The organism is Rossellomorea oryzaecorticis (assembly GCF_038405515.1).
Taxonomy (GTDB): Bacteria; Bacillota; Bacilli; order Bacillales; family Bacillaceae_B; genus Rossellomorea; species Rossellomorea oryzaecorticis_A.
Genome location: NZ_JBBYAF010000026.1, coordinates 36,856 through 62,392, shown reverse-complemented (window position 1 = coordinate 62,392; position 25,537 = coordinate 36,856). Strand labels below are relative to the sequence as shown.

The window sequence follows — 25,537 nt, the reverse complement described above, 5'->3', positions numbered from 1 at the left end:
TTGACGAATAATTACCACTTTCTAAAGCCATTCGGACATAGTTTCTTTTGACTTCTTCCAAGGCTTCAATCTTCTTCTTTGGCATTGAAAATATCTCTCCCTAATTCCTGACATATTTATGTTTCTAGTGTACTTTTTTCGGTACAAATATGTCCAAAGGAATTAGGGGGTCGTAGAGATTTATTGAAGTTTATTATCGAAATTGAAAGATTTATTATCGAAAACGACAACTTTATTATCGAAATCACGAAAACCACTTTTCTCTATTATCGAGCAGCCGGGGATTTTATCGAATTGGTCACGTTACTACCAGGTTCGGCCTCTTATTATCGAAATTGGCTCGGTATTATCGAGCCACCCCCAAGCCCCTCTATATCACAAAACACCCTCGATATTATCAATCCGCCCCGCCCGCCTTTAGAAAACTCTAACACCTAACATACTTCCGCTTAAACCCAATCTTCCCCCGGTCCACCACCTTCTGAATATCTTCAGAAGCCTTCAATATACTTGGCTTCTTCCCGTCCCGCTTCATTTCAACCGGCCCGATCTCCTCCGCAATACCAACCGCTTTTTCATGCAGCGGCACATAGGAAACCGCGACCGTGTACACGAAATTATTCATCGCTGATTTCGTCCGTTCCGGCGCATCATGGATGGTTTCTTTCACCTTTTCAAGCATCCCCGCAAGTTTATCTGTCGAGAATTCCTCGTCCTTCCGGTTCCCGAGCAGCCAGCAATAGCAGCTCCATCCAGCCGACATCCGCAGCTCTTCTCCACTTGCGATCCATTTATCGGCTACTTCCTGGGCGATTTCAGATTCAGCAAGCGTAACGGCCACCACATAATCCGACAGCATATAAAAATAAGCCCCGTCCATCCAGCGGTCAAAGTCCGCCCCGGTCATCGCTTTCGGATCTGCAATGATGCCTGCAAAGTACATCGCATCGTAATTCCCGGTTGCGTATAATTCCTCCGCCAGCTCCTTATCGATTTTAATCTTTTTCGCCATCGGCTTCATCGCACCCGTCGCCACGCCGAACACCGGCTCCTTCGCCCCATTGGATATGTACATCTTCTTCATCCGTTCCTTACCGAGCTCTTCAAGCTCCTGCATCACCGCTTGAGCATCAAGCTTCTTTCCTTCTTTGACGTCCTTTTCAGCTGCTGTGCCGTTCTTACTTCCCTCAAACGAAAGCCCCTTCGCACCAAGAGCCTCCTTCAGAATCCTCACCGCTTTCGGCCCGACCCCGTGAAGCTTCAGGATCTCCTCCTCAGTCACTTCGCTAAATTGCCCAAGACGGTAAAACCCGGCGTTGTGAAGTCCCCGTTCTGCAGGCTTGCTAATTTTCGGTAATTCGCTTTTGCCTATGGTTTCCTTGTTCATAACCAGACCTCCTTATCGATCTCCCATTTGTAATAGTATTCTCTTTTTGTTCTTTTTTTCCTCCACAAAAAAAGAGCTGTGATAATGACAGCCCCCTCCTCAAACCTTAAGCATGACTGCTGCCCACAGGTTTCCCCGCTTCTGCCAATACCTCGTCACGCCCCAGCATAATGAAGATAATGAACCCCAGGCCGTCCCTCGGAACGGTAATGCTTCACCGCATCGAGGGACGAGCCATTAGTAGGAGGAATACTCTTTTTACGCTTACTTTTTCATCATCCTAAAGACCTCCCAATGGCATAATCCCCTCCCCCATACGATACGTTATAGAAACACCTCAAAACTGAATGTAAGGAGAATGGAAGATGAAAAAAATCATTCTGTTTGCGGACCCCGGCATCGATGATTCGGTGGCGATCATGTATGCACTGCTTAACCCCGAGATCGAGGTCCTTGCCATTGTTTCAAGTTATGGCAATGTCTCCAAGGAACAGGCGACTGATAATATCGCTTATTTACTTCAACTCGCCGGGAGGACCGATATCCCTATCATCGGAGGGACCAACGCCCCTTCAACAGGCAAGATACCAACCTATTATCCGGAAATCCATGGCGAGGAAGGACTAGGTCCCATCCGCCCGCCAGAGAACTTTTCCGGAGAACTCACCAATTTCTCTGAACTCTACACCATCATCAGTAACAACCCCGGACTGACCATTGTGGATGTGGGAAGAAACACGTCACTTGCCTCCATGTTCCTGCTGGGTGAAAACCTGACTGAAAACGTAAGCGAATTTTATATCATGGGAGGTGCATTCTTGGTTCCCGGAAACGTCACCCCTTCAGCCGAAGCTAATTTTTACGGTGATCCGACCGCTTCCCAACTGGTCATGAAAAATCTCGATAATCTATATGTCGCCCCCCTGAATGTCACGAACAAGGCAATCATCACGATGGAACACGTACAGACCATCCTCGAAATGACCGATGATCCCCTCGTCCAGATCCTGGACGAAGTCATGGAATATTATATAAATGCTTATAAAAAACTCATACCAGGCATAGGAGGAGCCCCCCTTCACGACGCCGTCACCCTCTCCCTCATGGTGAACCCGGCAATGGGCAAAGTCATCCGAAGGGACGTCGACATCTTCACCGCAGGCAGCGGAATGGGCACCAGCATCGCCGATTTCAGGGCCAGTTCCAAACCGGCAGAAAAAAATATCAATATTTATCTGGAACTGGATTATGAAGCGTTTGTGAAGGATTTTATCGAAGTGATGAGTTCGTCCGGGGAGAAATAGTGGGCCGCGGGGACAGGTCCCGTGTCCCTTTTTTAAGAGAGGTCCCAGGCCTCCTTTTTAAGAAGTGAGTCGCACCAAGATTTAAATTAGAATAATTCTAAGTGGCTCATATATCCGAAATTTGGCTTGAATATTGAATATTTGGCTCGTATATCAGGAAACTGGCTTGAATATTAGAAATCTGGCTTGTAAATCTAGAAAGTGGCTCGAATACAGACCGGGAACGGAATATCACTGCTTCCAGCCAATAAATTATTTCCATATTCTTGCTTAAAAGAGATGAATTTGTCTTTTTTTCAGCTAAAATGCTTGTGCAAGGAATGAAATGTGAGCTTAAGAATAGAAAATTGGAATGATCCTCAGTGCGTGAAGTTCTCGCAGAGTTAGAATCCATCCATCCAAACACTCCCTCCACCCTTTCATGTTACAATAATAAAAACCAAAGAATCCTAGAAACCGCCTACCAGAAAGGAGCCCTCAACAATGTTACCATCAGACCTAAGAAACAACATCCGACGCGGGGACCACAACACCCACACATCCGGTGTCTGCCAGCATTACGTACAGGCCAATCTGGTCGTTATCCCCAAGGAATACGCCTTTGATTTTCTGCTGTTCACCATCCGTAATCCTAAATCATGCCCGATCATCGAAGTCCTCGAAGCGGGTCAATTTGAATCAAAGTATGCGGAAGGTTCCGACATCAGGACGGATATTCCTCTCTATCACGTATACGAGCATGGACAATTGACGGACAAGAAACATCGGATCGATGACGGCTGGAAAGATGATTTCGTCAGCTTTCTAATCGGCTGCAGCTTTACCTTTGAAAGCCAGTTGATTAAGGGCGGTATTCCATTACGTCATATCGAGGAAAATAAGAATGTGGCGATGTACAAGACGTCCATTCCGACTGAGAAAGCCGGTGTGTTTGAAGGATCGACCGTCGTGTCGATGAGACCGGTTCCCGATGCCCTGGTTCAAAAAGCAGCGGACATCACCTCCTTATTCCCTGAAATGCACGGGGCACCTCTCCATGTCGGAGATCCGGGGGAAATCGGCATAGATGATATCACCCAGCCCGACTTTGGTGATTTTGTAGGGATCAAGGACGGAGAGACCCCGATGTTCTGGGCCTGCGGGGTGACCCCTCAAGCCGTTGCGCTTCAGGCCAAAATCCCCTATATGATCACGCATGCCCCGGGTCATATGTTTGTGACCGACTGGAAAAACGATGAGTACTTAAATGGAAAGTAAACACAAAAAGGCCCGTTCCTCACCACGGTAAAACTTTACCGTAACGAGGGACGGGCCTTTGCATGTCAGGACAGAAAACGAGTAACGCCTACTGTCAGCAAGGAAGCGGCAGCCACTATAAATACTACACTTAAACCAAACGGTATCTTACCTTCCTTACGATAAGCACGAATGGACGTCTCTATTCCCGTAACCAGCCAAAAAAGTCCAATCATCATCCAGGACTCTCCCTGATGATCGTATGCGACCAGCAAAAAACCTGCGACAATCAATATCATTTTTATTCCAAGAAAAAACCTCTTTAACATGCAAACACCCCTGTCATCTTTTCTTTTTTAAATAGAAAAATGACCCCTACAAGAGTGCCTCTGCAATCAACTTATCAAACTTCCGGACATCGATCCCCTTCTTAAGCTTCACCTTTATATGGCCAGACCTCGTCCAGAGCTCCACCTCTGCATTCACATCCAGGAAGCTCCCCGCATTTTCTGTCGACCACATCGTAATCGATGAATACGGGAGGGAATACATTTCTACCTTCTTCCCCGTCAGCCCCTGCGAATCTCTCACAATCAATCTCTTATTTGTAAAAATGGCGCTGTCCCGAAACGTCTTATATGCAGCCACCGCTTCTTCCCCAGTGACAAGGAGAGCCGTCACATCGTCTGGTATCGGACATTCCGATAATAACGTCCATTCTAAAATTCCCGTTGTTGCAGCCATTTGTTATCCCCCTCTAAAAAAGCGCTTACATTATACATTCTATAGTTTCATTCAAAACCCTTCTTTTCTTGGATTAAGCGGTTCTCAATCTTCCGAACCTTTCACTCTCAGACTAGTATTATTTTCATTCAGCTTCCCACTCAAAAAGAATATCCGGCAAATTTTCTTCATTCTCATGCCCTCTGCCGATGATGTTAAATCCATGCTTCTCATAAAATCGCCGGGCTTTTTTATTGATCTCAAATGTGTATAACGTCAATCGTCCTGATGATTGTTTTTGTGCTCTTTCTAGAAATCTTCTGCCTATCCCTCTGCCTTGATAATCTTTATGAATATACAGCTGGCTTACTTCCGATTCATTATAGGCAATCATTCCGACCACTTTTCCATCCACAAGGGCGATCTCTATCTGACATTCCTTGGGTAAAATGCAATTTAAAAAATGTACATGATCTTCAAAACTATGAGTTTCCTTTTGTCCAATAGCCTCGGACTTACTATCTCGCCACATCTTAACCGTCTGTTCAGCATACTCCGGAACATATGGAATAATCATCGTCTTATGTTGGTCCATCACATCACCCGTTTTCTATCATTCTTTTTAAAATGGGTCACATCCAGTTTATTTTTGGCCTTAAAAGTTTCTACTTGCATAACTTCGTCCCATGGTTGATGGAGAAAATGTCATTCGGTAATTATTTTTAAGCTCTTGCTTGGTTTGTTTCGTTAAAATTTCACCTTCTCTATTATGGGCTTCTTCCATTTCAATACCATTAGGAGTAATTTTATCTGTATCCCAATCAATCCATTTCCCGTAATTTGTTACCCAATCCATCAATTTTTCTTTTAACTCATTCGATATCGGCAGACCTTCTAATTCCAAATTACAACCGCATTGTGCACACCAAATGGGATCCGCTCCAACATCACCTTCAATTTTCAAGTCGAAGGTTTCTTTTTGCTCACATAAACAACGCATGTAGAGGCCTCCTTTATTTGAAAAAAGGAGAGCCATCATCATAGTTTCCCAGGCTCTCCTAACAACTTTAAAAATCTTGTTTTTGAAACGTTCTTGTGATGGAAGCCCTTTATATGTTCAAGGTATCCATGTCTACCCCTATGCTGAAGCCCCCGTTCCAATCCGACGATGATCGGGGCAATCGTTCCCCCAAAAAAGAAGCCTGAGCTCGGGCATACCATCACCCGGGCCACAGACACCTATTACTTCCTTACTTAACCTGCCCCTCCGTCCACAATTCCTCCATCCGCTTCCGCAGCACAAACTTCTGGATCTTCCCGCTCGCATTCCGCGGCAATTCCTCCACAAATACATACTTCCGCGGCCGCTTATAATTCGCCAGGCTATCACTATCCTTACACCACTCATCAAGCGCCTCTTCCGTGACCGCTTGATCCTTCTTCACTACAAAAGCAGTCACACTCTCACCCCAACGGTCATCCGGCTGCCCGACAATCGCGACATCGAGCACGCCTTCATGTGCATGCAGCACATCCTCGACTTCACGCGGATAAATATTCTCGCCGCCCGAGATGATCATGTCGTCAACTCTGTCTTTGATCCAGAGATAGCCGTCTTCATCGAGGTACCCGATATCCCCAGAATGATACCAGCCTTTATGCATCGCTTTTTCCGACGCTTCCTCTCTGTTGAAGTACCCGGTCATCATACACGGCCCCTGCACGATGATTTCACCGCTTTCGCCCGGCGGCATGATCTCATCGGGATCACTCGGTCCATCTTCGTTCGGCTTCACGACCCTGATTTCATGGTTCAGGCACGCCTGACCTGCTGCCCCCGCCTTTCGAAGCTGGTCACCTTCTGGTAAAAACGTAATTGCCGGCCCCATCTCCGTCATGCCGTATGCCTGTATGAGCTTGATTCCAAGCCTGTCATGGCACGCATGGACGAGCGACGGCGCCATCGGGGCTGCACCGTAGAGTCCAAGTTTCAGACTTTCAATATTATAATCTGATAGATTTTCCTGCAAAATCATATTCCACATCGTCGGCGCAGCGAAGAACTTGGTGATTTTCTCGGAATCGATCAGCTCAAGCACTTTCTTCGGATGGAACTGGTGAAGGATGACATTGCTCCCGCCAGCATGGATTCTCGGAAGGAAGGCGCAATGCAGCTCTGCACAATGGAACATCGGCGCGGTCACCAGACCGACATCCTCCGCTCCCAATTTTGTCGCACCGATAACGGTGAGGCTCTGCTCCACCATGCTCCGGTGCTTATGCATGACACCCTTAGGACGGCCGGTCGTCCCGCTTGTGTACATGATCGCGTATAGATCATCCTCATCCACATCTGCCTCCACAGCTTTCGGCTCGGCAGCATTCACTTTTTCATGGTAACTGGCAGCATACCCCGGTGTCTCGTCATCGATAAACCAGAAGGCCGTATGCGGGAATCGATTCTCAATCGAAGCAATGACAGGCTCGACCGCCTTCTCAAACAGAACGACCTTCGGGCCAGCATCGGTCAGGATGAACGCCACCTCTTCTGCCTGCAGCCGGAAATTGATCGGATTGAACACCGCACCGATCTTTGCGCATGCGAAAAATGCTGTCCCGAGCTCCTCGGTATTGAACATAAACGTCGACACCCTGTCCCCCTTCTTCACACCCTCTTCCATCAGGGCATTTGCCAGGCGGTTCACCTCATCACTCCACTCACTGTATGTAAAACGGAGATCTTTCCTTACATCATAGAGGGCTTCCTTGTTCGGGGACTTCTTTACAGTCAGGTCAAAAATCTTGCCAATCGTCGTACTCATTTACATTCCTCCCAGGGATAAGTTTGAACGATCTATGTCACAGCTTCGTGTTGTAAGTTGGTTTACTTATAAAATACATACTATTAGAATATTCTGCAAATTAAACCCAAACCCTTTTCCTTTTTAAGGGGAAATCACAAACATGACTCCCACTCTACCCGCACCATATGGTAATATTTAGTTAACGCATTATAGAAAGGGATGTTTTCATGGAAGTCATCATCGCCAGCGCATGTTCCGCCCTCATCATCGCCATCACCGTTTTTTCTATGATAAAGGTACTGATGATCGCTTATAAACGAAACGAACTGACACTCCGAAAATTCATCATCAACACCGCTGCTGCCGTCATGAGTGGTCTGATCGTTGCTTCTGTTCTGCCTTTTGGGTATCAGAAGATATTTACTATGATTACTTAACCACACTAAAAGCCCGCCCCTCACCATACGGAGTGAGGAACGGGCTTTAAAATTATTTCGTTATTTTCTCATCCACTTCCCATAAAAGGTTTCTCGCTTGCACAAACTCTCCTTGGAGATGCACAGGAATTTCGTCCACTTGTGAAGGGTCCTTAATCCCGCTTTGCACCATGATTTGTTCGTACGTCATCATTGCCTCTATATATTCTTCATACTCCTCAGGAGAAAGTACTTCCTTACTTGATCTCTGTCCATTCAATCGATCGAAATAGGGCTGGATGTCAAAATATACGGAACTCAGTTCATTCAATCGCTGCTGCGGCACCAGCGAATAATCAATGTTCCCGTTACGGTCCCCATAATCCACTTTGGCACTAATCACGACATCCAGTAAATCCTTGAACTCCTTATAGTCTTCCTTCCCAAGTTCTCCTTGGGCCTGAGACAGTTTTGCATCAAATAAAAGATACCCTTCCATCGTAGCACCGAGAAAATGTTTTTTTACTTGCTGAAACGAGCCGTACAGTTCATCAGCGAGCAAAGACTGATAGGCAAATGCAGTGGTGGGGACGATGAGAGCGGCTACCAGAACCGCCGAAAGCATCTGTTTTTTTATCCGCCCCCTGCCTCTGCCTTTCCTTTCCTGCTTCGCTCTTTCCACCCCCCTGACTGAACGTTCGTGCAATCGTGACGGAATGGCAATTTTATCGATCTCCTGCTTGATAGGATTCATCCTGCTCACCCTCCTCATATTCTTTCCGCATTTTCCCCATTGCCCGGTACAGGATGGATTTGGCTGTCCCCAGAGGGATTGAAAGCGTCTCTGCAATTTCCTTGAACGTATAGCCTTCATAGAAGCGTAATAATACCGTACTCTTCTCTTCTTCGTTCAGCTTTTCAAGCATTTCCTTAAGCGTGATCGCTGCAATTGGGTCTTCTCCAACTCCCATGAACTGCTCATAATCCGGAATCAACGGTACGACGTTTTTATTCTTTTTGAGCAGATCCAGCGAGCATGTGATGGCAATCCTGATCAGCCACGTCTTCACATATTGGGGCTTTTTTATCGTCTCAATGTTCTTAAAGGCACGATAGGCCGTCTCCTGAACCACATCCAATGCATCAATTTCATTTTTCACATACACAAATGCCATCCGGTAAAGGTCTTCCTCATAGAGTTGAAAAAGTTTGATGAAAGCTTTATCATCGCCCTTTTGAGCTTTTCGAACTAACTTGTTGATGGCGAGTCACCCTCTTCTCGTTTAGCTTTTATGTACATTAGACAGTGGGTTTATCGATTTGGCTCAAATTATTTTAAAAATGAATTGCGCTTATATAAATATTAAAAAAACCGTCAGCCTCAGCTCACGGAAAAACGGGTCAAGGCACCTATTCACATGACCCGCTATCTGATTTTTCGCTGCTTCATGATTCCTGCAATGATCGGGATGAATACAGAAAGTAACATGACCGGCATAAACCACGCCCCAAACCCGTTCCACCATCCAAGTGCAATAGAAATCGATTCATATAAAACCAAAGAAAAAATGATTAAACAAATATTCTTTGAACTGTTGATCATTTTTCTGCTCTGCAAATAAAACTTTTCTGCATTCTCTTCATTTAATCGGTCCGGATAATTATGTGTTTCCGGAAACCTTTCAATAATTTGCATGAACACAGCAAGGAATGCTCCTATTACAGGCAGGATGAGAAGCTCCATTTTAGATCCCCATCGATCTACTTCCCCCAGCGCATTGTAATGTGCGGGTACTTCAGCAGGAAGTTCGCCCCAATTGTAGATCAAAATGATAATCGAACCTATATAAATGGAGTATCCAGCGACATCCCAGAGCCATTCTGCCTTCGTCTTAGCTAATTTGATTTTAGGTCTAATCTTAGCCATCCCTTCAACTCCCTGCTGACCGAAAAACTTTTCCAAAACGATGCCTTGAAAAGCGGACATCTACCGGCCTTCCCGCAATCTCCACCACTTCTCCCCCACAGCATAAACCAGCATCATCACGATTCCGACAACAAGTGCCACAGCAAGCCCGACCAGTCCCGCGAGACCAGCCCATCCCGTGACCGTCGCCTGAAATAGTAACATGAACCAAAATCCGCCCAGGATGATGGCAAGCGGCACATTATGAGGAAACAGCCTCTTCCATAAGACTACAAGGAAAAGAGTAAAGACACCTAAGATTCCAGCAAACACCAACATGTCTTGATTCCAGCGATTCTCAATCCGTGATTGCATCCCATCAAGCTCATCTGGAGTTGCGTTCATCAGGCTCCCGTAAGTGTCCCCAGCAAGCACCAGCCCCGCTAACACCAAAAGTCCAAACACAGTCCAGTTGAACGCTTGAGCTGTTTTCTTCCTACTCAAGTGATCTCCCCCTTTTATAATTCCAGATCTCATTCTCCTTTCATCTTACAGGTAATTCCATAATAATCCAATTGTTTTCTCCTCATAAAAAAGAGGCCCATACGGCCCCCAACACAACTCAAATCCTCAAATGCAGCACATGCTGCGGACCCTTTGGCCCCACATATATTTCTCCCTCATCTACAAATCCTGTCTTCAAATAAAGGCCGATCGCCGCTTCATTTCTTTTATTCACACCAAGCACCACTTCATCGACCCCGGGAAGATGATCCCTGACGAATGCCGGCAGCAATCTCAATCCTTTTTTAGCAAGACCCTTGCCCTGCTGGCCTGAATCAATCGAGAACGAAGTCAGCAGCCTGGCTTGATCATTTTCACTATACTTATGTAATTTCTCCCCGTCTTCCAATGCAAAATAGCCAACCGGATCCTCGTTTTCCAAAATCAGCACGTGTGCAGTGTTGTTTGAAATATGCGGGTTTTTGATTTTCTCCAGCGGCATGCTTGTGAATTCCAGCTGCTGCTCCGGCAGATGAAACCTTGATAACTGTTCTTTATATTTTCCGCTGTACTGCGCCAGCCTGACTGTTCCCATTTTAATTCCTCCCGATTACTCATCAAACTTATTCATTCTCATTTTACAAACGGTCCTCATGAAGGTTCCGTTCTTTTCAATACCCCCAAATATTCCTTCCACGGCCCAACGTCCTCCCGGTACCGGTTTGAAAACACCCTGACAATCTGGGATATGTGAGTCAAGTCATGCACCACCCACGTCGAGATCAATTCACGGGCGCTCACTTCCCCGAAAGCAGGATGCAGCCCTGTCGCTTCTAGGGAGTGATCCTGATCAACGATTAACGCTTTCAATTCTTTCACACTATCTGACCTGAGCGAAGCAAATTCAGCCAGCTTCTCCTCTATACTTTTAGAAGACGGCTCTTCCACATGTGAAAACCGATTAAATACCGGAAACACCCTGCTTTCCCCATCGTGCAAAATCATCTTTAACCGCGGAATCCAATTATGCTTCTCGCCCTCAATCAAATGCTCCACGACACCAACCGCATTCCAGGTTCCCTCTCCTTCATCACCCTCGAGCCACCCTGCGGATAAACCCGCAAGGAACCCCTCCAATGTTCTGGGTGTTCTTTCCAGAATCTCGATTCCTTCATTTAATTTAAAGTTCATAATCTTCCCCCTCTTAAATAAGAATCTGTATATTGCCTGGCTTGGCCTGCTTTCATTTTTCATACATAATATCGATCTCTTGACTTAAGTCAATGAGGATTTTGCAAACCAACGTTAAAATCTGTTCATGAAATCATCTATAAGGAGGTTCTTTATGGGAACAAGTAAAGTTCTAAACAGACAGCAAAAGGCCGCAATCATTTCAGGGGCAGCTTTGCTGATCATGACCATCGCAGCTTTTTTTTTATATGGTTATGTTCACAGTTCAATCGTTAGTGACGGGGATGACATAGCTACGCTAAAAAACATCCAAACATCTGGTTCATTGTTTGAACTGGAGATCCTGGGCTGGATCGTCATTATTCTGATGGATTTGTTGGTGTCATGGGGGTTTTATATGTTTTTGAAGCCATTCCATCAAAAATATGCATCCGTATCTGGCTGGCTTCGATTGCTTTACACTTTCATGCTTGGAACAGCAGTATCACATCTCATTTTCGCTAACAAAACCGCTAGTGAAGCTTTATTTAGTGAATCGGCTGATATGGCTGCTTCGAGCGTTATGTCATCCTTTAAATCATTTGAATCAGTCTGGTCAATGGGATTAATTATTTTCGGTCTGCACCTCATTACTGCCGGTTTTGCCGCATGGAAATCAAAGCAAATCCCAAAATTAATCAGCAGCTTGGTCATGGCAGCTGGATTCAGTTACACACTGGTTCATATCATGTACCGATTTATGCCTCAAGTTGAACGTTTAACTGTAGTAGTAGAATCGATTCTACTACTACCGATGTTTATTGGTGAACTGGGATTCGCTATTTGGCTGTTGGTGAAAGGAAGAAAACTGTCATCTGCCAATTAATCTACAACTCTTAGATGGCTTTCCCCGAATCGCTTTTTAATGCGGCTGAGGGATTCTGGCGTAATTCCAAGATAACTGGCTAACTGGTACTGAGGCACTCTGTTAATCAGATCTGGTCTTTTTTCCTGCAATGCCTTGTAACGCTCTTCCGGCGAGGAGGCGACAAAGGAAGCAAAATCATCACGCATTACACCGATGTCTTCTTCAATCATTTTTCGAGTCATCGTTTGTAAAACCGGATGTAGATCATACATCTCCTGCTCTGTAAATAAATCACCAGTTATGAGCGTACAGTCCTCCAAGCAGCTAAGTGAATAGTTAGAGGCTTTATCAATGGAATGCTGGTTGAAAATTGTAACGCTTTGTTCTTCTGTGAAAAAATTGAAGGTGGTCTCTTTCCCATCTGCAGCTACGGCATATTGGCGAACACACCCCTTTAATACAAAATAACACTTATCAGGAATTTCCCCTTGCTGTAACAAGATCGTGCCTTTCTTAAAGTCAGCTACAGGAACGTTTTCTGTAAGTTTTCTTAGCTCTTCTTCACTGAGGTTTGAAAAACGTTTCATGTATTGAATGAGGACATCTTTCATCGCTCAACCTCCATTTCATATGTTTTCATGGTAACTAAACCGAGGCCTCCTCCCGGTACATTAACGCTTCAACTTACCGGGGGAAGGCCCTTCTTAATGACTGGTCACCTTCTTTTTCTCCAAATACTCCTTCAAAGAATCCATATCCTTTGAGCAAGCCTTCTTAAAGCTCCCCACCATCAACTTGCCCAGCCACTTTGAAATGCCGGTCAATCCTCTGATTTCACCAAGCAGGGTCACTTCAGTTTGATCACCTGTTGAAGTCAGCAAATATGTAAAAACAAACTCCCCTTTGCCCGTCGTCCCTTTCGTCCCGTCGCACCTGAGCACAATCTTGTCAGGTTCTTTAAGCTCCACTACCTCAAAATATTCAGAAGCCTTTTTGCCGAACATCTTCCTCGTTTCTTTCCATTCGCTGCCTTCATGAAGAGGACCTTCATCCATTCGCTCGATTCCCACTAATCCTTGCATCCATTGTCTGGCTGAATCGAGGTCTAGCAGGCCTGCATATGTTTCTTCTTTTGAAACCTGAAAGTTTCTTTTCACTTCGAACGCGATACTCAAATTGAACGACCTCCTAATTACTTTGCTTTTACTAGTGTATCTGAAAACTCGGGCTTCTTTCCTTCTTTTTTCCTGGTCTGGAAACCGACGTCTTGCAATGACTCATTTTAATTGTCATACCGCTTTGTTTTTTATAAATAGAAGAATAAAGAAAATCGTTCTCTATTAATAATTTCGATAACGAGTGAATAACTTCCTACTAGAAACAAGAATATCTGGACTGACCCGAAAAAATGAATAAAGCATACGCTAACGCTTCACACTTTCAATCTACGTTCCAGTCCAATATAATTAAAAGTATGAATTTTCACAATTATCCTACTTCTGCTTTTTGCAAGATAAAAAAAGATCCAGGGAACGGAAAGGGGAATGGTAGATGGAAAACAATAATAGACCGGACCAAAAAGAACACACGGCTGCTTCAGGGCAGTGTCCTGTCACCCAACATAAGGACAGTGCGATTACAACGACGACGGACCCGCGGGGGACCACGAATAAAGATTGGTGGCCGAATATGCTGAATTTGAACATCCTCCGCCAGCATGACAAAAAGTCCAATCCAATGGGAGAAGACTTCAACTATAAAGAAGAGTTCGCGAAGCTTGATTACGATGCACTGAAGAAAGACCTCCACTCATTGATGACAGACAGCCAGGATTGGTGGCCTGCCGATTACGGCCATTATGGTCCCTTCTTTATCCGTATGTCTTGGCATGCAGCAGGTACATACCGCGAAGGCGACGGACGCGGAGGCAGTTCATCCGGTTCTCAGCGCTTTGCACCTTTGAACAGCTGGCCGGACAACGTCAATCTGGATAAAGCCCGCCGTCTGTTATGGCCGATCAAGCAAAAGTATGGAAACAAGATTTCCTGGGCGGACCTGCTTGTGTTGACAGGTAACGTGGCGCTTGAGTCGATGGGCTTGAAGACTTTCGGCTTTGGTGCAGGCCGTGAAGACATCTGGCATCCGGAAGAAGATGTGTATTGGGGTACCGAGAAGGAATGGCTGGCGGACAACCGTTATTCTGGCGACCGTGAGCTTGAAAATCCGCTTGCTGCTGTGCAGATGGGGCTGATCTATGTCAATCCGGAAGGCCCGAACGGAGAGCCGGATCCACTTGGAAGCGCCCGGGATATCAAGGATACATTCGGACGCATGGCGATGAATGACGAAGAAACGGTGGCTCTCATTGCCGGCGGTCACACATTCGGGAAGGCACACGGTGCAGGCGACGCTTCTCTTGTCGGAGATGATCCTGAAGCGGCGACGATGGATGCACAGGGACTGGGGTGGCAAAGCTCACACGGAAGCGGTAAAGGCCGCGACACGATCTCAAGTGGTGTCGAGGGTGCCTGGACAACAAACCCGACCAAATGGGATAACGGCTACTTCGATCTGCTATTCGGATACGAGTGGGAGTTGACGAAGAGTCCTGCTGGCGCCTCCCAATGGGCACCGGTCAATATGACGGAGGAACATATGGCGCCTGACGCTGAAGACCCGTCCATCCGTGTGAAGACGATGATGACGACAGCCGATATGGCCCTGCGGATGGATCCTGATTATGAAAAAATAGCCCGCCGATTCCATAAGAATCCGGACGAGTTCGCCGAAGCCTTCTCCCGTGCATGGTTCAAGCTCCTCCACCGCGACATGGGGCCAAAAGTACGATACTGGGGGCCAGAGGTACCGGAAGAAGAGTTGATCTGGCAAGACCCGGTACCGGCGGTCGATTATGACCTGTCCGATGCGGAAATCGCTCAGTTGAAGGGAAAAATCCTCGATTCCGGATTATCCGTAAGCGAGCTTGTGAAAACAGCCTGGGCTTCAGCCAGCACATTCCGCGGCTCCGATATGCGCGGGGGCGCGAACGGTGCACGCATCCGCCTCGCCCCGCAGAAAGACTGGGAAGCAAACGAACCGGAACAGCTGGAGAAAGTCCTCGGTGTCTACGAAGACATCCAAAGCGGGCTGGACAAGAAAGTCAGCCTGGCTGATTTGATCGTGCTAGGAGGAAATGCAGCCATCGAAAAAGCCGCAAGTGATGCAGGCTTTAGCGTGACGGTTCCTTTCAACCCGGGACGCGGTGACGCCACACACGAGCAGACGGATGTCGACAGCTTCAACGTTCTTGAGCCAGTATCGGATGGATTCCGCAACTATCAGAAGCAGGAATACTCGATAAGCCCTGAAGAAATGCTCGTCGACAAAGCCCAGCTCTTAGGCCTGACTGCACCTGAAATGACCGTCCTACTAGGCGGCATGCGTGTCCTTGGCACAAACCACGGCGGCACGGCACATGGCGTCTTCACAAATAATGTCGGCACACTGACCAACGACTTCTTCGTGAACCTTCTGGACATGGGCATCGAGTGGAAACCAGCGGGCTTCAACCAATACGAAGGACGCGACCGCAAAACAGGTGAAGTCGTGAGAACGGCATCACGCTTCGACCTTGTCTTCGGTTCAAACTCGGTACTGCGTGCCCTCGCTGAAGTCTACGCCCAGGATGACAATAAAGAGAAATTCGTGCGTGACTTTGTTGCAGCATGGGTGAAAGTGATGGATGCGGATCGGTTTGATGTGAAATAAAAAGAATGTAAAAAGGTCCGGCCCCCGGCGCAGGAGTGTTCCTTCTGCCGGGGCCGGACCTTTTTTATGTTTTTCACAGAAAACTGCATCTAAACAAGGAAAAATACAATAAAACAACGAAAAAAAAGCCCGACACTCATAATCACAGACTCCGCCCTATTCCATTCAGGTGAAAAAGTAAGGTTCAAGCCCCATTTCACATAAAATTCACCATCACCAATCGAATGACTTCACATTTATTATCGATTTCTTCAAGTTTATTATCGAAAATAAAAGGTTTTTTATCGATAATGGCGATTTTATTATCGAATTGATTGGAGCCGCTTCAGCCTATTATCAATCGTGCGCCTTTCTTATTGAAATCCAAACTTTCTAATCGAATTAGTTCTGTTATTATCGAAAGTCCAGCGCCCACCCGCTATTAGTTCATCACATAATCAGACCCTATTTTCCAACCAATCCCAATCTGTCAATCCCACTGCTCCTTCCCCCACCGATGCATCTCCTCAAGCAGAGGCTTCAGCGTCAGTCCCTTTTCGGAAATCGAATATTCCACTTTTGGCGGAACTTCATTGTATTGCTTACGAACAATCAAACCTTCCCCTTCAAGTTCCTTCAGCTGCTGGCTTAACATTTTATGGGTGATGCCGGGCAGCAGTCTCCGCATTTCGTTGTATCGCTGCTTGCCATCGTAGGCAAGATGCCAAAGAATGACGAGCTTCCACTTGCCTCCAACCTTGTTCAATGTATATTCAATCGAGCATTTGAGCTTTCCGTTTTCGTCCACTTCAATCGGATCGGTCATCCCCTGTCTTCACTCCTTACTCACCATTTGGGTAGTATCTCTCCAAAAAGTGCATACTTTTGAGTAGAAGAATAACCCTCTATACTAGTGATTGTCAAACATATGAAGGAGGAGAGTAAACATGATGCCATATCCAAGAAACTTTTCACATATCGGTTTATCCGTGCCAGACGTGGACAAAGCAGTGGAATTCTACACAGAAGTATTAGGCTGGTACACGATCATGGAGCCTTCCGATGTCCAAAACGATGATTCGCCGATCGGCCAAATGTGCCGCGACGTATTCGGGAACGATTGGGAGACATTCCGGATCGCCCACCTTTCAACCGGAGATAAAATCGGGGTAGAACTATTCGAATTCCCGCACAACGAACAACCGGAAAACAACTTCGAATACTGGAAGACAGGAATCTTCCACTTCTGCGTCCAAGACCCCGATATCGAAGGGCTTGTACAAAAAATCGTGGAACATGGCGGCAAGCAGCGCATGCCGATCCGTGAATACTATCCAGATGACAAACCGTATAAAATGGTGTACGTCGAGGATCCATTCGGCAACATTTTTGAAATCTATACCCATAGCTATGAGCTGACCTACTCTCAAGGCGCATACTAAAAACAGGGCCTGGTCCCCGGTGCATGCATGTGTCCTTTCGCCGGTGACCAGACCCTTTTTCAAACCACCTTAGCTTCATCCCACGTCAAGAAACCCCCTTCGCTTAAAGAGGGTACATATTTTCTATAAGTCATGTGTTGAACTCATTCCATTAAAGACAGGAAGATCAATGGGATCTCCGGTTCGGCGGCAGCGCCACTTCATCAAACCGCTCAACCAGCATCCCCAACGAACGTTCCAATTCTTCCCCTGCCATCATTTCCCCATGTCCTGTCACAGCGGCTTTCGGAAGCAGTTCCGCCAACCGGCCGACAGACGCTTCCGCAGCCTTCCAATCCATCGTGAAATAACGCGGCGGACCGCTTATTTCCTTCTTCTGGACCAACACCCGGTACAACGATTCCTGCTTCACCGTCACAAACGCGTCGCCGGCAAACAGCACACCATCCTCTTCCCTGTAAAAAGAAACATGCCCCGGTGTGTGGCTTGGTGTATGGATCCATTTCCAGCCTTGCATAAACGGAACTTCCCCATTCTCAGGCAGCTTCTGCACGGAGCCTGATACATTGATCCCATGATGTGGATAAAACGGGGATAACTCGCTGACCAATCCGCCATCTGCCGTCGGATCTCCCTTGGGATAATTACGCTCCCCGTTCAGATATGGAATTTCCAGCTCGTGAGCATAAACAGGAACGTTCCAATCTTTTAATAGTGGTTCCAGCGACCCGACGTGGTCAAAGTGGCCATGGGTTAACACAATCGCTTTTGGTTTCCCTTCATGACCAAAACGCTCCTTAGCCGTTTCTACTATTTTGTCCTTTGAGTGAGGCATCCCGCAATCGATCAACACCCAATCCCTCGTTCCTGCAACCCCGTAAAAGCCTACATTCACAATCTGATTCGTCCAATAATAAACATCTTTGCATACTTCTCTTCCCTCACCGCTCTTCACGCTGAAGAAAGGAAGATGTGATTCTGAAAAATCATTATCCAACGGTTTCAATAGATATCCTCCCTCGTTTTTCACACCATGAAGAAGTGCCTGCCTGTCTTTATATCTATCTTCATAATTCCCGGTGATTATGTGCTTTTTTTAAAATGTTCCGCTATCCTCACAAAAAAAGCCCGTCCCGGTTCAATGACCGGAGCGGGGCTATTCAACTCACTTTTATTTTTCACCATTCAAGAATTTCACACACACAGGTTCTGGCACCTCTACGTCCGACTGAAGCAGTTCAAGCTTCCCGGATTCGCTATCCCTTCCGAACAACGTCAACGTGTTCGATTTCTGATTGGATGCGACAAGGAATGCACCTGTCGGATCCATCACAAAGTCACGTGGCCAGTTGCCTTCAGTGGACGTCCATTCCACAAACGTCAATAAACCTGAATCCTGGTCGACCTTATAGACCGCGATGCTGTTGTGCCCGCGATTTCCGGCGTACACATATTGTCCATCCGCAGAAATATTGATGGCACTTCCATCATTGGTTTCTTTGAAGTCATCTGGAAGCGTTGAAATGTATTGCTGTTCTGAAAAACTTCCATCGTTCCCATCATAATGCAGGACAAGTACTTCCGAGCTGAGCTCCGTCATGACATACGCGAATTTCCCATTAGCATGAAACGTGATATGCCTTGGGCCGCTTCCAGGCTTCGTTTCAAGTACTCCTGCCTCGCTTAACTCACCATTCTTTACTGCATACGTGTATACACGGTCACTTCCGAGGTCGATGGCGATGACATACTTGCCATCAGGAGTGAAACCTGCATAATGCATGTGAGGCTTTTCCTGTCTCTCATGAGGCCCGGACCCGGCATGTTCGATACTGGAAACGAGGGATTGAAGGGAACCATCCTCATTCGTTACATAGGATTCGATCATCGTTGTATGGTAATTGGCTGTCACTACAGTGCCGCTCTCATGATCCACACTCACATGGCAAGGGTTGGCGCCGGCAGTGCTGTCGCTGTTCAATCTGGTCAGCACGCCTGTTTCTTCATTTATCGAAAAGGCCGTGACTCCGCCATTTTCTCCCTCTTTCGATACAGCGTAAAGATTCTCATTATCACCGCTAACCGTCACATATGTAGGATTGCTCACTTCAGCGGCCAGTTTCACATCGATGATTTCTTTTTTTTCCGTATCAAGGGTGAACTGATAAACACCTTTGCTTTCCTGTTTCGTATACGTTCCAACATATCCAATGTATTGGGTCATCGTAAAACTCCTCTGTGTAATAATATGTGATTCACGCTTTCCTGATATTACTTCATTTATCACTATAACAAAGAAAGGCAGCAATATAAAAACAACGCCTCCTGATTTTACACATCCATTTTTGAATGGTAAAAGAGGGTGAACTTGCATACATGTTTCACTGCCTGATGGAAAGAATAGTCCTTGTGCTCTGCGAATCGTTTTGAGAGGTGGCACAACTATGACAATCAGGAGGATGATTATGGGTATTTTAAGTGGAAATCCACAAGAAGAGCCGTTGCATTATGGCGAAGTATTCGGAACATGGAACTATTTGTTGACTGCCAAATCAACTGTTGCAGGTTATCAAATGCAGCTCAACCATGCGGGCGATGATGATCTGAAGAAATTATTGAAAGACAGCATAGAGGTTGGACAGGAAGAAATCAAGCAAGTGGAGAAACTTCTGAAGGAAAATGGGATCGGGCTGCCTCCTACTCCTCCAGAGCCTCCGACTGCATGCCTGGACGATATCCCGACAGGTGCCCGCATGCCTGATCCTGCGATTGCAGCGGGATTATCCGTTAACATCGCTGCAGGATTAGTCGCATGCAGCGCGATCATGGGACAAAGCATCCGTGAAGACGTGGCAGCGATGTTCGGCCAATTCCACATGCAAAAAGCCCAATTGGGTGCCAAAGTCCTAAAGTTAAACAAAGAAAAAGGATGGTTGATCCCTCCACCGCTTCACAAAAACAAAAACGAACACTGTGAGTAATTCATAAACATAAAAGATTCTCAGGCTGCAGAAACCTGAGAATCTTTTACTATTCGGGGGCCGCCCCCCGGTACTTGAACGTTTTATTTTACAGAGGTCTTTCCCCCGGAATTCTTAATCATTTTAAAAGACAGGCTGGATAGTATAAAGGCAGCTGCCGTCATTGCCGGGATCACAACAAAGATGCCAATCAGATCCGTTTTATAATTCCACGGCACAAATGCCTCCCAAAACGCAGAGGTTATTTTCCACAAAAGCATGAAAATAAAAAGCGTAAAGACAACATAAATGATCTTTTCAATCATTGTTTTCATCTTCATCCATCCTTCCCCCGAAGATGCGGATTCGCATAGCAATAGCTTAGCATAAATGACCTATTTTGAGGCATCCGTTCTAAAATTGCGTCAGTTACTGGAAACAGAACGAAAAGCCCTTTTTTATACTTCCAACCCCTGCTAAAACCCGCCATCACGTACACCTGTCCATACGATTTCCATTGAATCTACATATACTGCTATAAGAATTTTCATTTTATCGGAAAGCAAAAACTACAGCGGAACATGCTGTTTACACAATATAAACTGCTTAGTTTGATTATAGTTCCAGTGTAATGATTGTTAAGGAGATGAGAAATCATGTGTGATAAAAAAAAGAAGAAATGCAAGAAACGGTCGCCCCAAGCCCAGATCTTCCAGGAAAAGCTATGCGGTAATTTCAAAGGCATCAGTGACCCCGCGACTGCTATACCCATCTGGTCGGCCCCTCTTGATGACTATATCCAGGGGACATTTGAGGTCTTTAACTCCAGTGCCAGTACAGGCCCGTTATTAGGGACGATCACCAGCCAGCCTTCAGCAACTGATCTAGAGATTTTTCCAGGCAATTCACAAGCGAAATCAGTACTTAACCCGACTTCATTCACCATCACTGCAGGGAGTGGGGACAGCGGTACGTGGTGTATTAATCTTTATAAGCGGATACAAGTGTGAATGAGATGTGCAACTTATCGTGCCACTTGTCGAATTCCCCCGATATCCCCCGTCAACAAAATCAGGGAATGGATAACGGAAAACATTTGATATAATTAAAGTATCGAAACTCCTTAATACCTATATTCAAAGAAAGGGGCCAAACCCATGATCCTGCGACAGACAGAGGACTCTTTCATCATGATCAAACAACACGACCACGCCTATTTATCCGGAGAAATCACCAAGCATTTTAACACTTCACTCTTGAAATCAGATCGCTATTTCGAAGAGATGATTTACGCTGCCTTCCAGCACGACCGCAGTTGGATCGGACTCGACGACACCCCGATCTGGAATGACCAGGATAACATCCCGTACACCTTTTCAGATTACCCGCTGATTCCTAAAATGGCATTCTATAAAATCGGCCTGGATGAAATCGAGCAAACGAATCCCTACTCGGCTCTCCTTTGCAGTCTGCATTTCTACTCATTCTTCACGCAATCAAAAAAGAAAGAATGCATCGCTTTTTTACAGGAAGAAGCAAAAAGACAAGCCAGCCTGAAGAAAATCCTGCCCGGACTAGATGAAGAACTGCTGAACCAGCATTTCCGCCTGCTCCAGTTTTCCGATGACCTGTCATTATATATGTGCTTGAATGAACCAGGCGTAAAAAAAGACGAAGAGCATCCGTGGTTCAGGAACGGCTTTAAGAATACGAAATTTTTCAATGATCGTGACGGGCGTCTCAACGGGGAATGGATCAACAACGAGGAAATCAGGATAGAAAGCTTCCCTTTCATCAGCGATTTTTCGTTAACACTGCAGTACAAAGAGGTAGCGAAGCGTGATGTTGAACACATGGGGATTGCCGCTGCCTATGAAACTAGCGAGCTGCGGGAAAGGACGTTTCTAGTATGCAAATAGCGGAAGGGGCGAGTGCCATCCGCTCTATTTGTACCTATGTTATAAAAATCGACCTGCGTCCATCTCAAACGACTCTCTCCCCTTCACCCGCTTCAACGTAGCGACGATCAGAAAACTGACGATCACCAGGAGCAGCCATGAACTCACCTTCCCCAGGTGCACGAGGCTCCATGCATCGGTTTGGTTTGGATATTCCCAGGCTCCAAAGAAGGTGGCGATATTTTCGGCGACCCAGATAAAAAATCCGATAAGCACGAAAGAAAGCGCGATCGGCATGCGGTAACGGGTGCCTCCCACCTCGTATAAGACCCATGAGCGCCAAAATACAATCATGATAAGACCGGACAGCAACCAGCGTATGTCCACCCAGTAATGGTGGGTGAAAAAATTCAAATAAATCGCAGATGCAAGAGGCACGACTAACCAGAACGGCGGCCACTCCACCAGCTCCACCCTCAGCCTCCTCCACGCCTGGCAAAGATAACTTGCCACACTTGCGTACATGAATCCGCTGTATAGAGGCACCCCGAAAACCTTCGAATAGCCTTCCTCAGGATAAGCCCACGACCCCATATGTACCTTAAAAACCTCAAGCGCCAGGCCAATCAAGTGGAACAAGGTGATCACCTTCAATTCATCCCGCGTTTCAAGCCCGGTCCGAAGCATCCCCCACTGCATCAAGAGGCAGATGATCAGCAGCCAGTCATACCGCGACAGGAAAGGAAGCGGTATGATCTGTGTGATAGCCAAAGAGGCAAAAATGACGACAGGAAACAAACATGACAGTGCCTGCTGCCAGCCAAAACGAACGAGTTGTTTCAATGCTCTCATGATTTTTGCCTCCTTGGAAATTGTTATACCTATGGACCACTTGTATAATCATTGGGGTAAAATGTAAAAACGAGAGATTATCTCCCGAAACTCATAGATTATGACGGTAAACTCATAGATTAACCCTGAAAACTCAAAGATTATCGGGAAAAACTCATAGAATAATGCTCAAAGCTCATTGATTAACGTTGTCTATCCCCAGTGACACATCTCCATCAGCCTTCCGCCTCCCCATCATACCGGTATTCCAAAATATCCCCCGGCTGACAATCCAGCGCCTTACAAATCGCCTCCAGCGTCGAAAAGCGGATTGCTTTTGCTTTCCCATTTTTCAAAATAGACAGGTTCGCCATCGTGATTCCGACTTTCTCTGAAAGTTCGGTCACGCTCATTTTCCTTTTGGCCAGCATCACGTCAACATTGATTATAATCGCCATTTCATTCACCTCAGACCGTTAAATCATTTTCTGATTTTATTTCGATGGCATTTTCCAAGAGTTTCTGCAGCACGGCGGCAAAGACAGCGATCACCATGCATCCGAAAATGATGACCATACCAATCAGGATGATCCCCGGGGCATCGTCCACCTCTGCCATCAGATAGATGAGCGGCATGAAGACCACATAGAAGGCGCCGATCGTGATGCCGCAGTTTCTAATATTTTTCAGAGACCTTACAGATAAGTCCGAAAATGCCTCATTCCTGTCAATGTAACTTAAAAGCTTAAATGTCTGATACAAAGCAGCGAAAAACACGATTGCCGTTATATACAACCCGATTAAAAATGGATATTGCAAATAATCCAGCTCCGGATTCAATTCTGCAAAAAATCCGGCGATCTCCGGCAGTACAAATATACACAGCGCCAGGACCGGAAGTCCCATCAGAAAAACAACAATCTTCAAAAAAAGTGTTTCCCGTTTCACACAAACCACCCCACTATTTATTGTCATAATGAATGTATCATGAAATTTATTGCTTTGCAATAAATTATTATTGATTTTAATTATATTTTTATTGCCACAGAATTATTCTTTTATAAAAAAAGCATTCTTCATAATAGGGAGATGCCGTCACAACTTATTGCAGTGCCAGCAAAAGCTGTCCGCTTTATACGCGAAAACCATGCTGGAGAACTCGAAAGATACCTGGGGGAGTCTGGTCAATTCCTCGTCTGAACGCATTAAGAGAGCTTACTGGAGGACAAAACGTCAGACGTGGTGATTCCATATGTCGAAGTTCACGGGGACGTCGGGAGGACGCGTAAGAAGAAAACTGTCTCCTAAACGAAGAAAAACGTGCAGACAGTATCTGCACGTTAATTTATCGTCCGCCCTTATTAGGAGGGGTATACCCCAATTCAGCATGAATGTCCCTGTCCGTCATAAGCAGGGCATCCTCAAACGTTCTAATTCCCTGCCCTGCCCAAAGATGGTACAGCTTCTTTAAATCATTGCGATTATAAACCTGGGTCGCAAACTCTCCATAAAAGTATACGAGGAGAACATTCACCACTTCCACCGGAAGGAGCTTCATCCCTTTTATCGATTCAATCGAAATCTTTTCAAGACCCCGTAGATTATTCTTTAAAATAAATTGTGTCATTTGGAAAGGATCTGCACTAAAGACCAGCAATTTTTCTTCTTCACTTAAGTTTCTTAAGTCCACTTAAAGACCTCCTTCCCAAATCTTATTCCAATTATAGTGGTAAAAAGAGGCACTTACAAGCATAAATTCACCTTCTTAATAAAAAAGATTAAAGGTCCCTCCCTCGATACAGTAAAGCTTCACCGCAGCGAGGGACGGGCCTTCAATTTTACCTTCACCAATCAGTCGTCACGCCCTCATTTTTTCCTCTTCTACCGTGATCTCAACCTTATCTTCTGTTCGTTTCTCCAGCTTATACACAAGCACTCCGCCAATCAAGAGCGCAATGCCGAGCAGCTTCTGCCAGGAAAGAGGAGAGACTTCAAAGCCGAACCAGCCGCCTGTATTAATGACGAACGCAATCATGATCTGCGAGATGAGCGCAATCGAGATCGCATAGGCAGGACCGATCAAGGTGACGCCCCTCATTAGGAAAAACACGATCCCGACGCCAAATACCCCGCTGAACAAGAAAACGGGATTGATATTGCCAACCTCGAAAAGACTTCGCTGCTCGACCCCGTAAAAGACCGGCAGTGAACAAACAAGGCCGAGACCAAGGACCAGGCTCGTCGTCGCCCAAGGACCTGTCTTCTCGCTTACACGTGCATTGAATACATTCTGCAGGCTGATCAAGATGCCTGCAATCACCGCTAGAATCACACCAATCAC

33 protein-coding genes are annotated in these 25,537 nt (G+C 46.0%); 10 read left to right on the top strand and 23 right to left on the bottom strand.

Annotated elements, in window-relative coordinates; translation table 11 throughout:
* Nucleotides 1–183 precede the first annotated feature (183 nt).
* Nucleotides 184–438 (top strand): hypothetical protein, encoded by a 255-nt coding sequence (locus AAEO50_RS13710; protein ID WP_341984575.1) that lies wholly within the window; start codon nucleotides 184–186, stop codon nucleotides 436–438.
* Here AAEO50_RS13710 and AAEO50_RS13705 read toward each other — a convergent pair.
* Nucleotides 428–1,117: a DNA alkylation repair protein gene (locus tag AAEO50_RS13705; RefSeq protein WP_341984585.1), complete on the bottom strand. Its 690-nt coding sequence runs from the start codon at nucleotides 1,115–1,117 to the stop codon at nucleotides 428–430. The genes AAEO50_RS13710 and AAEO50_RS13705 overlap by 11 nt on opposite strands.
* 635 nt (nucleotides 1,118–1,752) lie before the next feature.
* Here AAEO50_RS13705 and AAEO50_RS13700 point away from each other — a divergent pair.
* Both AAEO50_RS13700 and AAEO50_RS13695 read left to right on the top strand, forming a co-directional pair.
* Nucleotides 1,753–2,691, top strand: coding sequence for a nucleoside hydrolase (locus AAEO50_RS13700; RefSeq protein WP_341984574.1), 939 nt, complete (start codon nucleotides 1,753–1,755; stop codon nucleotides 2,689–2,691).
* Nucleotides 2,692–3,174: 483 nt separating this feature from the next.
* On the top strand, nucleotides 3,175–3,948 hold the full coding sequence (locus tag AAEO50_RS13695; RefSeq protein ID WP_341984572.1) for a putative hydro-lyase: 774 nt from the start codon (nucleotides 3,175–3,177) through the stop codon (nucleotides 3,946–3,948).
* A gap of 65 nt (nucleotides 3,949–4,013) precedes the next feature.
* On the opposite strand, the gene AAEO50_RS13690 is transcribed toward AAEO50_RS13695, so the two are convergent.
* The 5 genes from AAEO50_RS13690 to AAEO50_RS13670 form a co-directional block, all read right to left on the bottom strand.
* The gene (locus AAEO50_RS13690; RefSeq protein WP_341984570.1) at nucleotides 4,014–4,256 is read right to left on the bottom strand and encodes a hypothetical protein; all 243 of its coding nucleotides are present in this window, start codon (nucleotides 4,254–4,256) and stop codon (nucleotides 4,014–4,016) included.
* 46 nt (nucleotides 4,257–4,302) lie between these two features.
* Nucleotides 4,303–4,671, bottom strand: a complete 369-nt coding sequence (locus tag AAEO50_RS13685) for a PH domain-containing protein (protein WP_341984567.1) — start codon at nucleotides 4,669–4,671, stop codon at nucleotides 4,303–4,305.
* A gap of 124 nt (nucleotides 4,672–4,795) precedes the next feature.
* Nucleotides 4,796–5,245, bottom strand: a complete 450-nt coding sequence (locus AAEO50_RS13680; RefSeq protein WP_341984565.1) for a GNAT family N-acetyltransferase — start codon at nucleotides 5,243–5,245, stop codon at nucleotides 4,796–4,798.
* A gap of 60 nt (nucleotides 5,246–5,305) precedes the next feature.
* Nucleotides 5,306–5,650, bottom strand: a complete 345-nt coding sequence (locus AAEO50_RS13675) for a hypothetical protein (RefSeq protein WP_341984563.1) — start codon at nucleotides 5,648–5,650, stop codon at nucleotides 5,306–5,308.
* A 250-nt stretch (nucleotides 5,651–5,900) separates the two neighbouring features.
* Nucleotides 5,901–7,472 carry a fatty acid--CoA ligase gene (locus AAEO50_RS13670; RefSeq protein WP_341984561.1) on the bottom strand — a complete coding sequence of 524 codons (1,572 nt, stop codon included), beginning with the start codon at nucleotides 7,470–7,472 and terminating at the stop codon, nucleotides 5,901–5,903.
* Between the two features lie 209 nt (nucleotides 7,473–7,681).
* On the opposite strand from AAEO50_RS13670, the gene AAEO50_RS13665 reads away from it, so the two are divergent.
* Entirely contained in the window at nucleotides 7,682–7,891 is a 210-nt protein-coding gene (locus tag AAEO50_RS13665) for a hypothetical protein (RefSeq protein WP_341984558.1), read from the top strand.
* A gap of 52 nt (nucleotides 7,892–7,943) precedes the next feature.
* Here the strand turns inward: AAEO50_RS13665 and AAEO50_RS13660 are convergent, their stop codons facing one another.
* From AAEO50_RS13660 to AAEO50_RS13635, 6 genes are all read right to left on the bottom strand, one after another.
* On the bottom strand, nucleotides 7,944–8,624 hold the full coding sequence (locus AAEO50_RS13660; protein WP_341984556.1) for a DUF3600 domain-containing protein: 681 nt from the start codon (nucleotides 8,622–8,624) through the stop codon (nucleotides 7,944–7,946).
* Nucleotides 8,596–9,084, bottom strand: a complete 489-nt coding sequence (locus AAEO50_RS13655) for a sigma-70 family RNA polymerase sigma factor (protein WP_341984583.1) — start codon at nucleotides 9,082–9,084, stop codon at nucleotides 8,596–8,598. The genes AAEO50_RS13660 and AAEO50_RS13655 overlap by 29 nt, the downstream gene beginning before the upstream one ends.
* A gap of 212 nt (nucleotides 9,085–9,296) precedes the next feature.
* Nucleotides 9,297–9,797, bottom strand: coding sequence for a DUF1648 domain-containing protein (locus tag AAEO50_RS13650; protein ID WP_341984554.1), 501 nt, complete (start codon nucleotides 9,795–9,797; stop codon nucleotides 9,297–9,299).
* Between the two features lie 60 nt (nucleotides 9,798–9,857).
* Nucleotides 9,858–10,280: a hypothetical protein gene (locus tag AAEO50_RS13645; RefSeq protein ID WP_341984551.1), complete on the bottom strand. Its 423-nt coding sequence runs from the start codon at nucleotides 10,278–10,280 to the stop codon at nucleotides 9,858–9,860.
* Nucleotides 10,281–10,398: 118 nt separating this feature from the next.
* Nucleotides 10,399–10,875, bottom strand: coding sequence for a GNAT family N-acetyltransferase (locus tag AAEO50_RS13640; RefSeq protein WP_341984549.1), 477 nt, complete (start codon nucleotides 10,873–10,875; stop codon nucleotides 10,399–10,401).
* 56 nt (nucleotides 10,876–10,931) lie between these two features.
* A complete protein-coding gene (locus tag AAEO50_RS13635; RefSeq protein ID WP_341984548.1) occupies nucleotides 10,932–11,471 on the bottom strand; it encodes a DinB family protein in 540 nt (179 codons plus the stop codon).
* 154 nt (nucleotides 11,472–11,625) lie between these two features.
* Here AAEO50_RS13635 and AAEO50_RS13630 point away from each other — a divergent pair, with 154 nt between their 5' ends.
* Complete coding sequence (locus AAEO50_RS13630; RefSeq protein ID WP_341984546.1) at nucleotides 11,626–12,336, top strand: DUF4386 domain-containing protein; 711 nt, start codon at nucleotides 11,626–11,628, stop codon at nucleotides 12,334–12,336.
* Here the strand turns inward: AAEO50_RS13630 and AAEO50_RS13625 are convergent.
* Nucleotides 12,333–12,929, bottom strand: coding sequence for a Crp/Fnr family transcriptional regulator (locus AAEO50_RS13625; protein WP_341984544.1), 597 nt, complete (start codon nucleotides 12,927–12,929; stop codon nucleotides 12,333–12,335). The two genes, AAEO50_RS13630 and AAEO50_RS13625, sit on opposite strands and share 4 nt — an antisense overlap.
* 93 nt (nucleotides 12,930–13,022) lie before the next feature.
* Entirely contained in the window at nucleotides 13,023–13,493 is a 471-nt protein-coding gene (locus tag AAEO50_RS13620; protein WP_341984542.1) for an SRPBCC family protein, read from the bottom strand.
* 376 nt (nucleotides 13,494–13,869) lie between these two features.
* Here AAEO50_RS13620 and katG point away from each other — a divergent pair, with 376 nt between their 5' ends.
* Nucleotides 13,870–16,086 carry a catalase/peroxidase HPI gene (gene katG / locus AAEO50_RS13615; protein WP_341984540.1) on the top strand — a complete coding sequence of 739 codons (2,217 nt, stop codon included), beginning with the start codon at nucleotides 13,870–13,872 and terminating at the stop codon, nucleotides 16,084–16,086.
* A gap of 469 nt (nucleotides 16,087–16,555) precedes the next feature.
* Here the strand turns inward: katG and AAEO50_RS13610 are convergent, their stop codons facing one another.
* Nucleotides 16,556–16,891, bottom strand: a complete 336-nt coding sequence (locus AAEO50_RS13610; RefSeq protein WP_341984538.1) for a helix-turn-helix domain-containing protein — start codon at nucleotides 16,889–16,891, stop codon at nucleotides 16,556–16,558.
* A gap of 124 nt (nucleotides 16,892–17,015) precedes the next feature.
* On the opposite strand from AAEO50_RS13610, the gene AAEO50_RS13605 reads away from it, so the two are divergent.
* Nucleotides 17,016–17,507 (top strand): lactoylglutathione lyase family protein, encoded by a 492-nt coding sequence (locus AAEO50_RS13605; RefSeq protein WP_341984581.1) that lies wholly within the window; start codon nucleotides 17,016–17,018, stop codon nucleotides 17,505–17,507.
* Between the two features lie 166 nt (nucleotides 17,508–17,673).
* Here AAEO50_RS13605 and AAEO50_RS13600 read toward each other — a convergent pair whose 3' ends face one another.
* A complete protein-coding gene (locus tag AAEO50_RS13600; protein ID WP_341984535.1) occupies nucleotides 17,674–18,513 on the bottom strand; it encodes an MBL fold metallo-hydrolase in 840 nt (279 codons plus the stop codon).
* 165 nt (nucleotides 18,514–18,678) lie between these two features.
* Nucleotides 18,679–19,731, bottom strand: a complete 1,053-nt coding sequence (locus AAEO50_RS13595) for a lactonase family protein (protein WP_341984533.1) — start codon at nucleotides 19,729–19,731, stop codon at nucleotides 18,679–18,681.
* 241 nt (nucleotides 19,732–19,972) lie between these two features.
* On the opposite strand from AAEO50_RS13595, the gene AAEO50_RS13590 reads away from it, so the two are divergent.
* Nucleotides 19,973–20,488, top strand: coding sequence for a DUF3231 family protein (locus AAEO50_RS13590; protein ID WP_341984530.1), 516 nt, complete (start codon nucleotides 19,973–19,975; stop codon nucleotides 20,486–20,488).
* An 83-nt stretch (nucleotides 20,489–20,571) separates the two neighbouring features.
* Here the strand turns inward: AAEO50_RS13590 and AAEO50_RS13585 are convergent, their stop codons facing one another.
* Nucleotides 20,572–20,808: a hypothetical protein gene (locus AAEO50_RS13585; protein ID WP_341984528.1), complete on the bottom strand. Its 237-nt coding sequence runs from the start codon at nucleotides 20,806–20,808 to the stop codon at nucleotides 20,572–20,574.
* 315 nt (nucleotides 20,809–21,123) lie between these two features.
* On the opposite strand from AAEO50_RS13585, the gene AAEO50_RS13580 reads away from it, so the two are divergent.
* Complete coding sequence (locus AAEO50_RS13580; RefSeq protein WP_341984525.1) at nucleotides 21,124–21,477, top strand: S-Ena type endospore appendage; 354 nt, start codon at nucleotides 21,124–21,126, stop codon at nucleotides 21,475–21,477.
* 147 nt (nucleotides 21,478–21,624) lie between these two features.
* On the top strand, nucleotides 21,625–22,386 hold the full coding sequence (locus tag AAEO50_RS13575; protein WP_341984523.1) for a DUF3891 family protein: 762 nt from the start codon (nucleotides 21,625–21,627) through the stop codon (nucleotides 22,384–22,386).
* Between the two features lie 39 nt (nucleotides 22,387–22,425).
* On the opposite strand, the gene AAEO50_RS13570 is transcribed toward AAEO50_RS13575, so the two are convergent.
* The 5 genes from AAEO50_RS13570 to AAEO50_RS13550 all read right to left on the bottom strand — a co-directional run bounded on the left by AAEO50_RS13570 (nucleotide 22,426) and on the right by AAEO50_RS13550 (nucleotide 25,537).
* Nucleotides 22,426–23,217, bottom strand: coding sequence for a DUF817 domain-containing protein (locus AAEO50_RS13570; protein ID WP_341984521.1), 792 nt, complete (start codon nucleotides 23,215–23,217; stop codon nucleotides 22,426–22,428).
* Between the two features lie 215 nt (nucleotides 23,218–23,432).
* Complete coding sequence (locus tag AAEO50_RS13565; RefSeq protein ID WP_341984519.1) at nucleotides 23,433–23,654, bottom strand: helix-turn-helix transcriptional regulator; 222 nt, start codon at nucleotides 23,652–23,654, stop codon at nucleotides 23,433–23,435.
* 10 nt (nucleotides 23,655–23,664) lie between these two features.
* Entirely contained in the window at nucleotides 23,665–24,144 is a 480-nt protein-coding gene (locus tag AAEO50_RS13560; RefSeq protein ID WP_341984517.1) for a DUF2975 domain-containing protein, read from the bottom strand.
* A 397-nt stretch (nucleotides 24,145–24,541) separates the two neighbouring features.
* On the bottom strand, nucleotides 24,542–24,886 hold the full coding sequence (locus AAEO50_RS13555; protein WP_341984515.1) for a hypothetical protein: 345 nt from the start codon (nucleotides 24,884–24,886) through the stop codon (nucleotides 24,542–24,544).
* A 168-nt stretch (nucleotides 24,887–25,054) separates the two neighbouring features.
* Nucleotides 25,055–25,537 (bottom strand): DMT family transporter, encoded by a 483-nt coding sequence (locus AAEO50_RS13550; RefSeq protein ID WP_341984513.1) that lies wholly within the window; start codon nucleotides 25,535–25,537, stop codon nucleotides 25,055–25,057.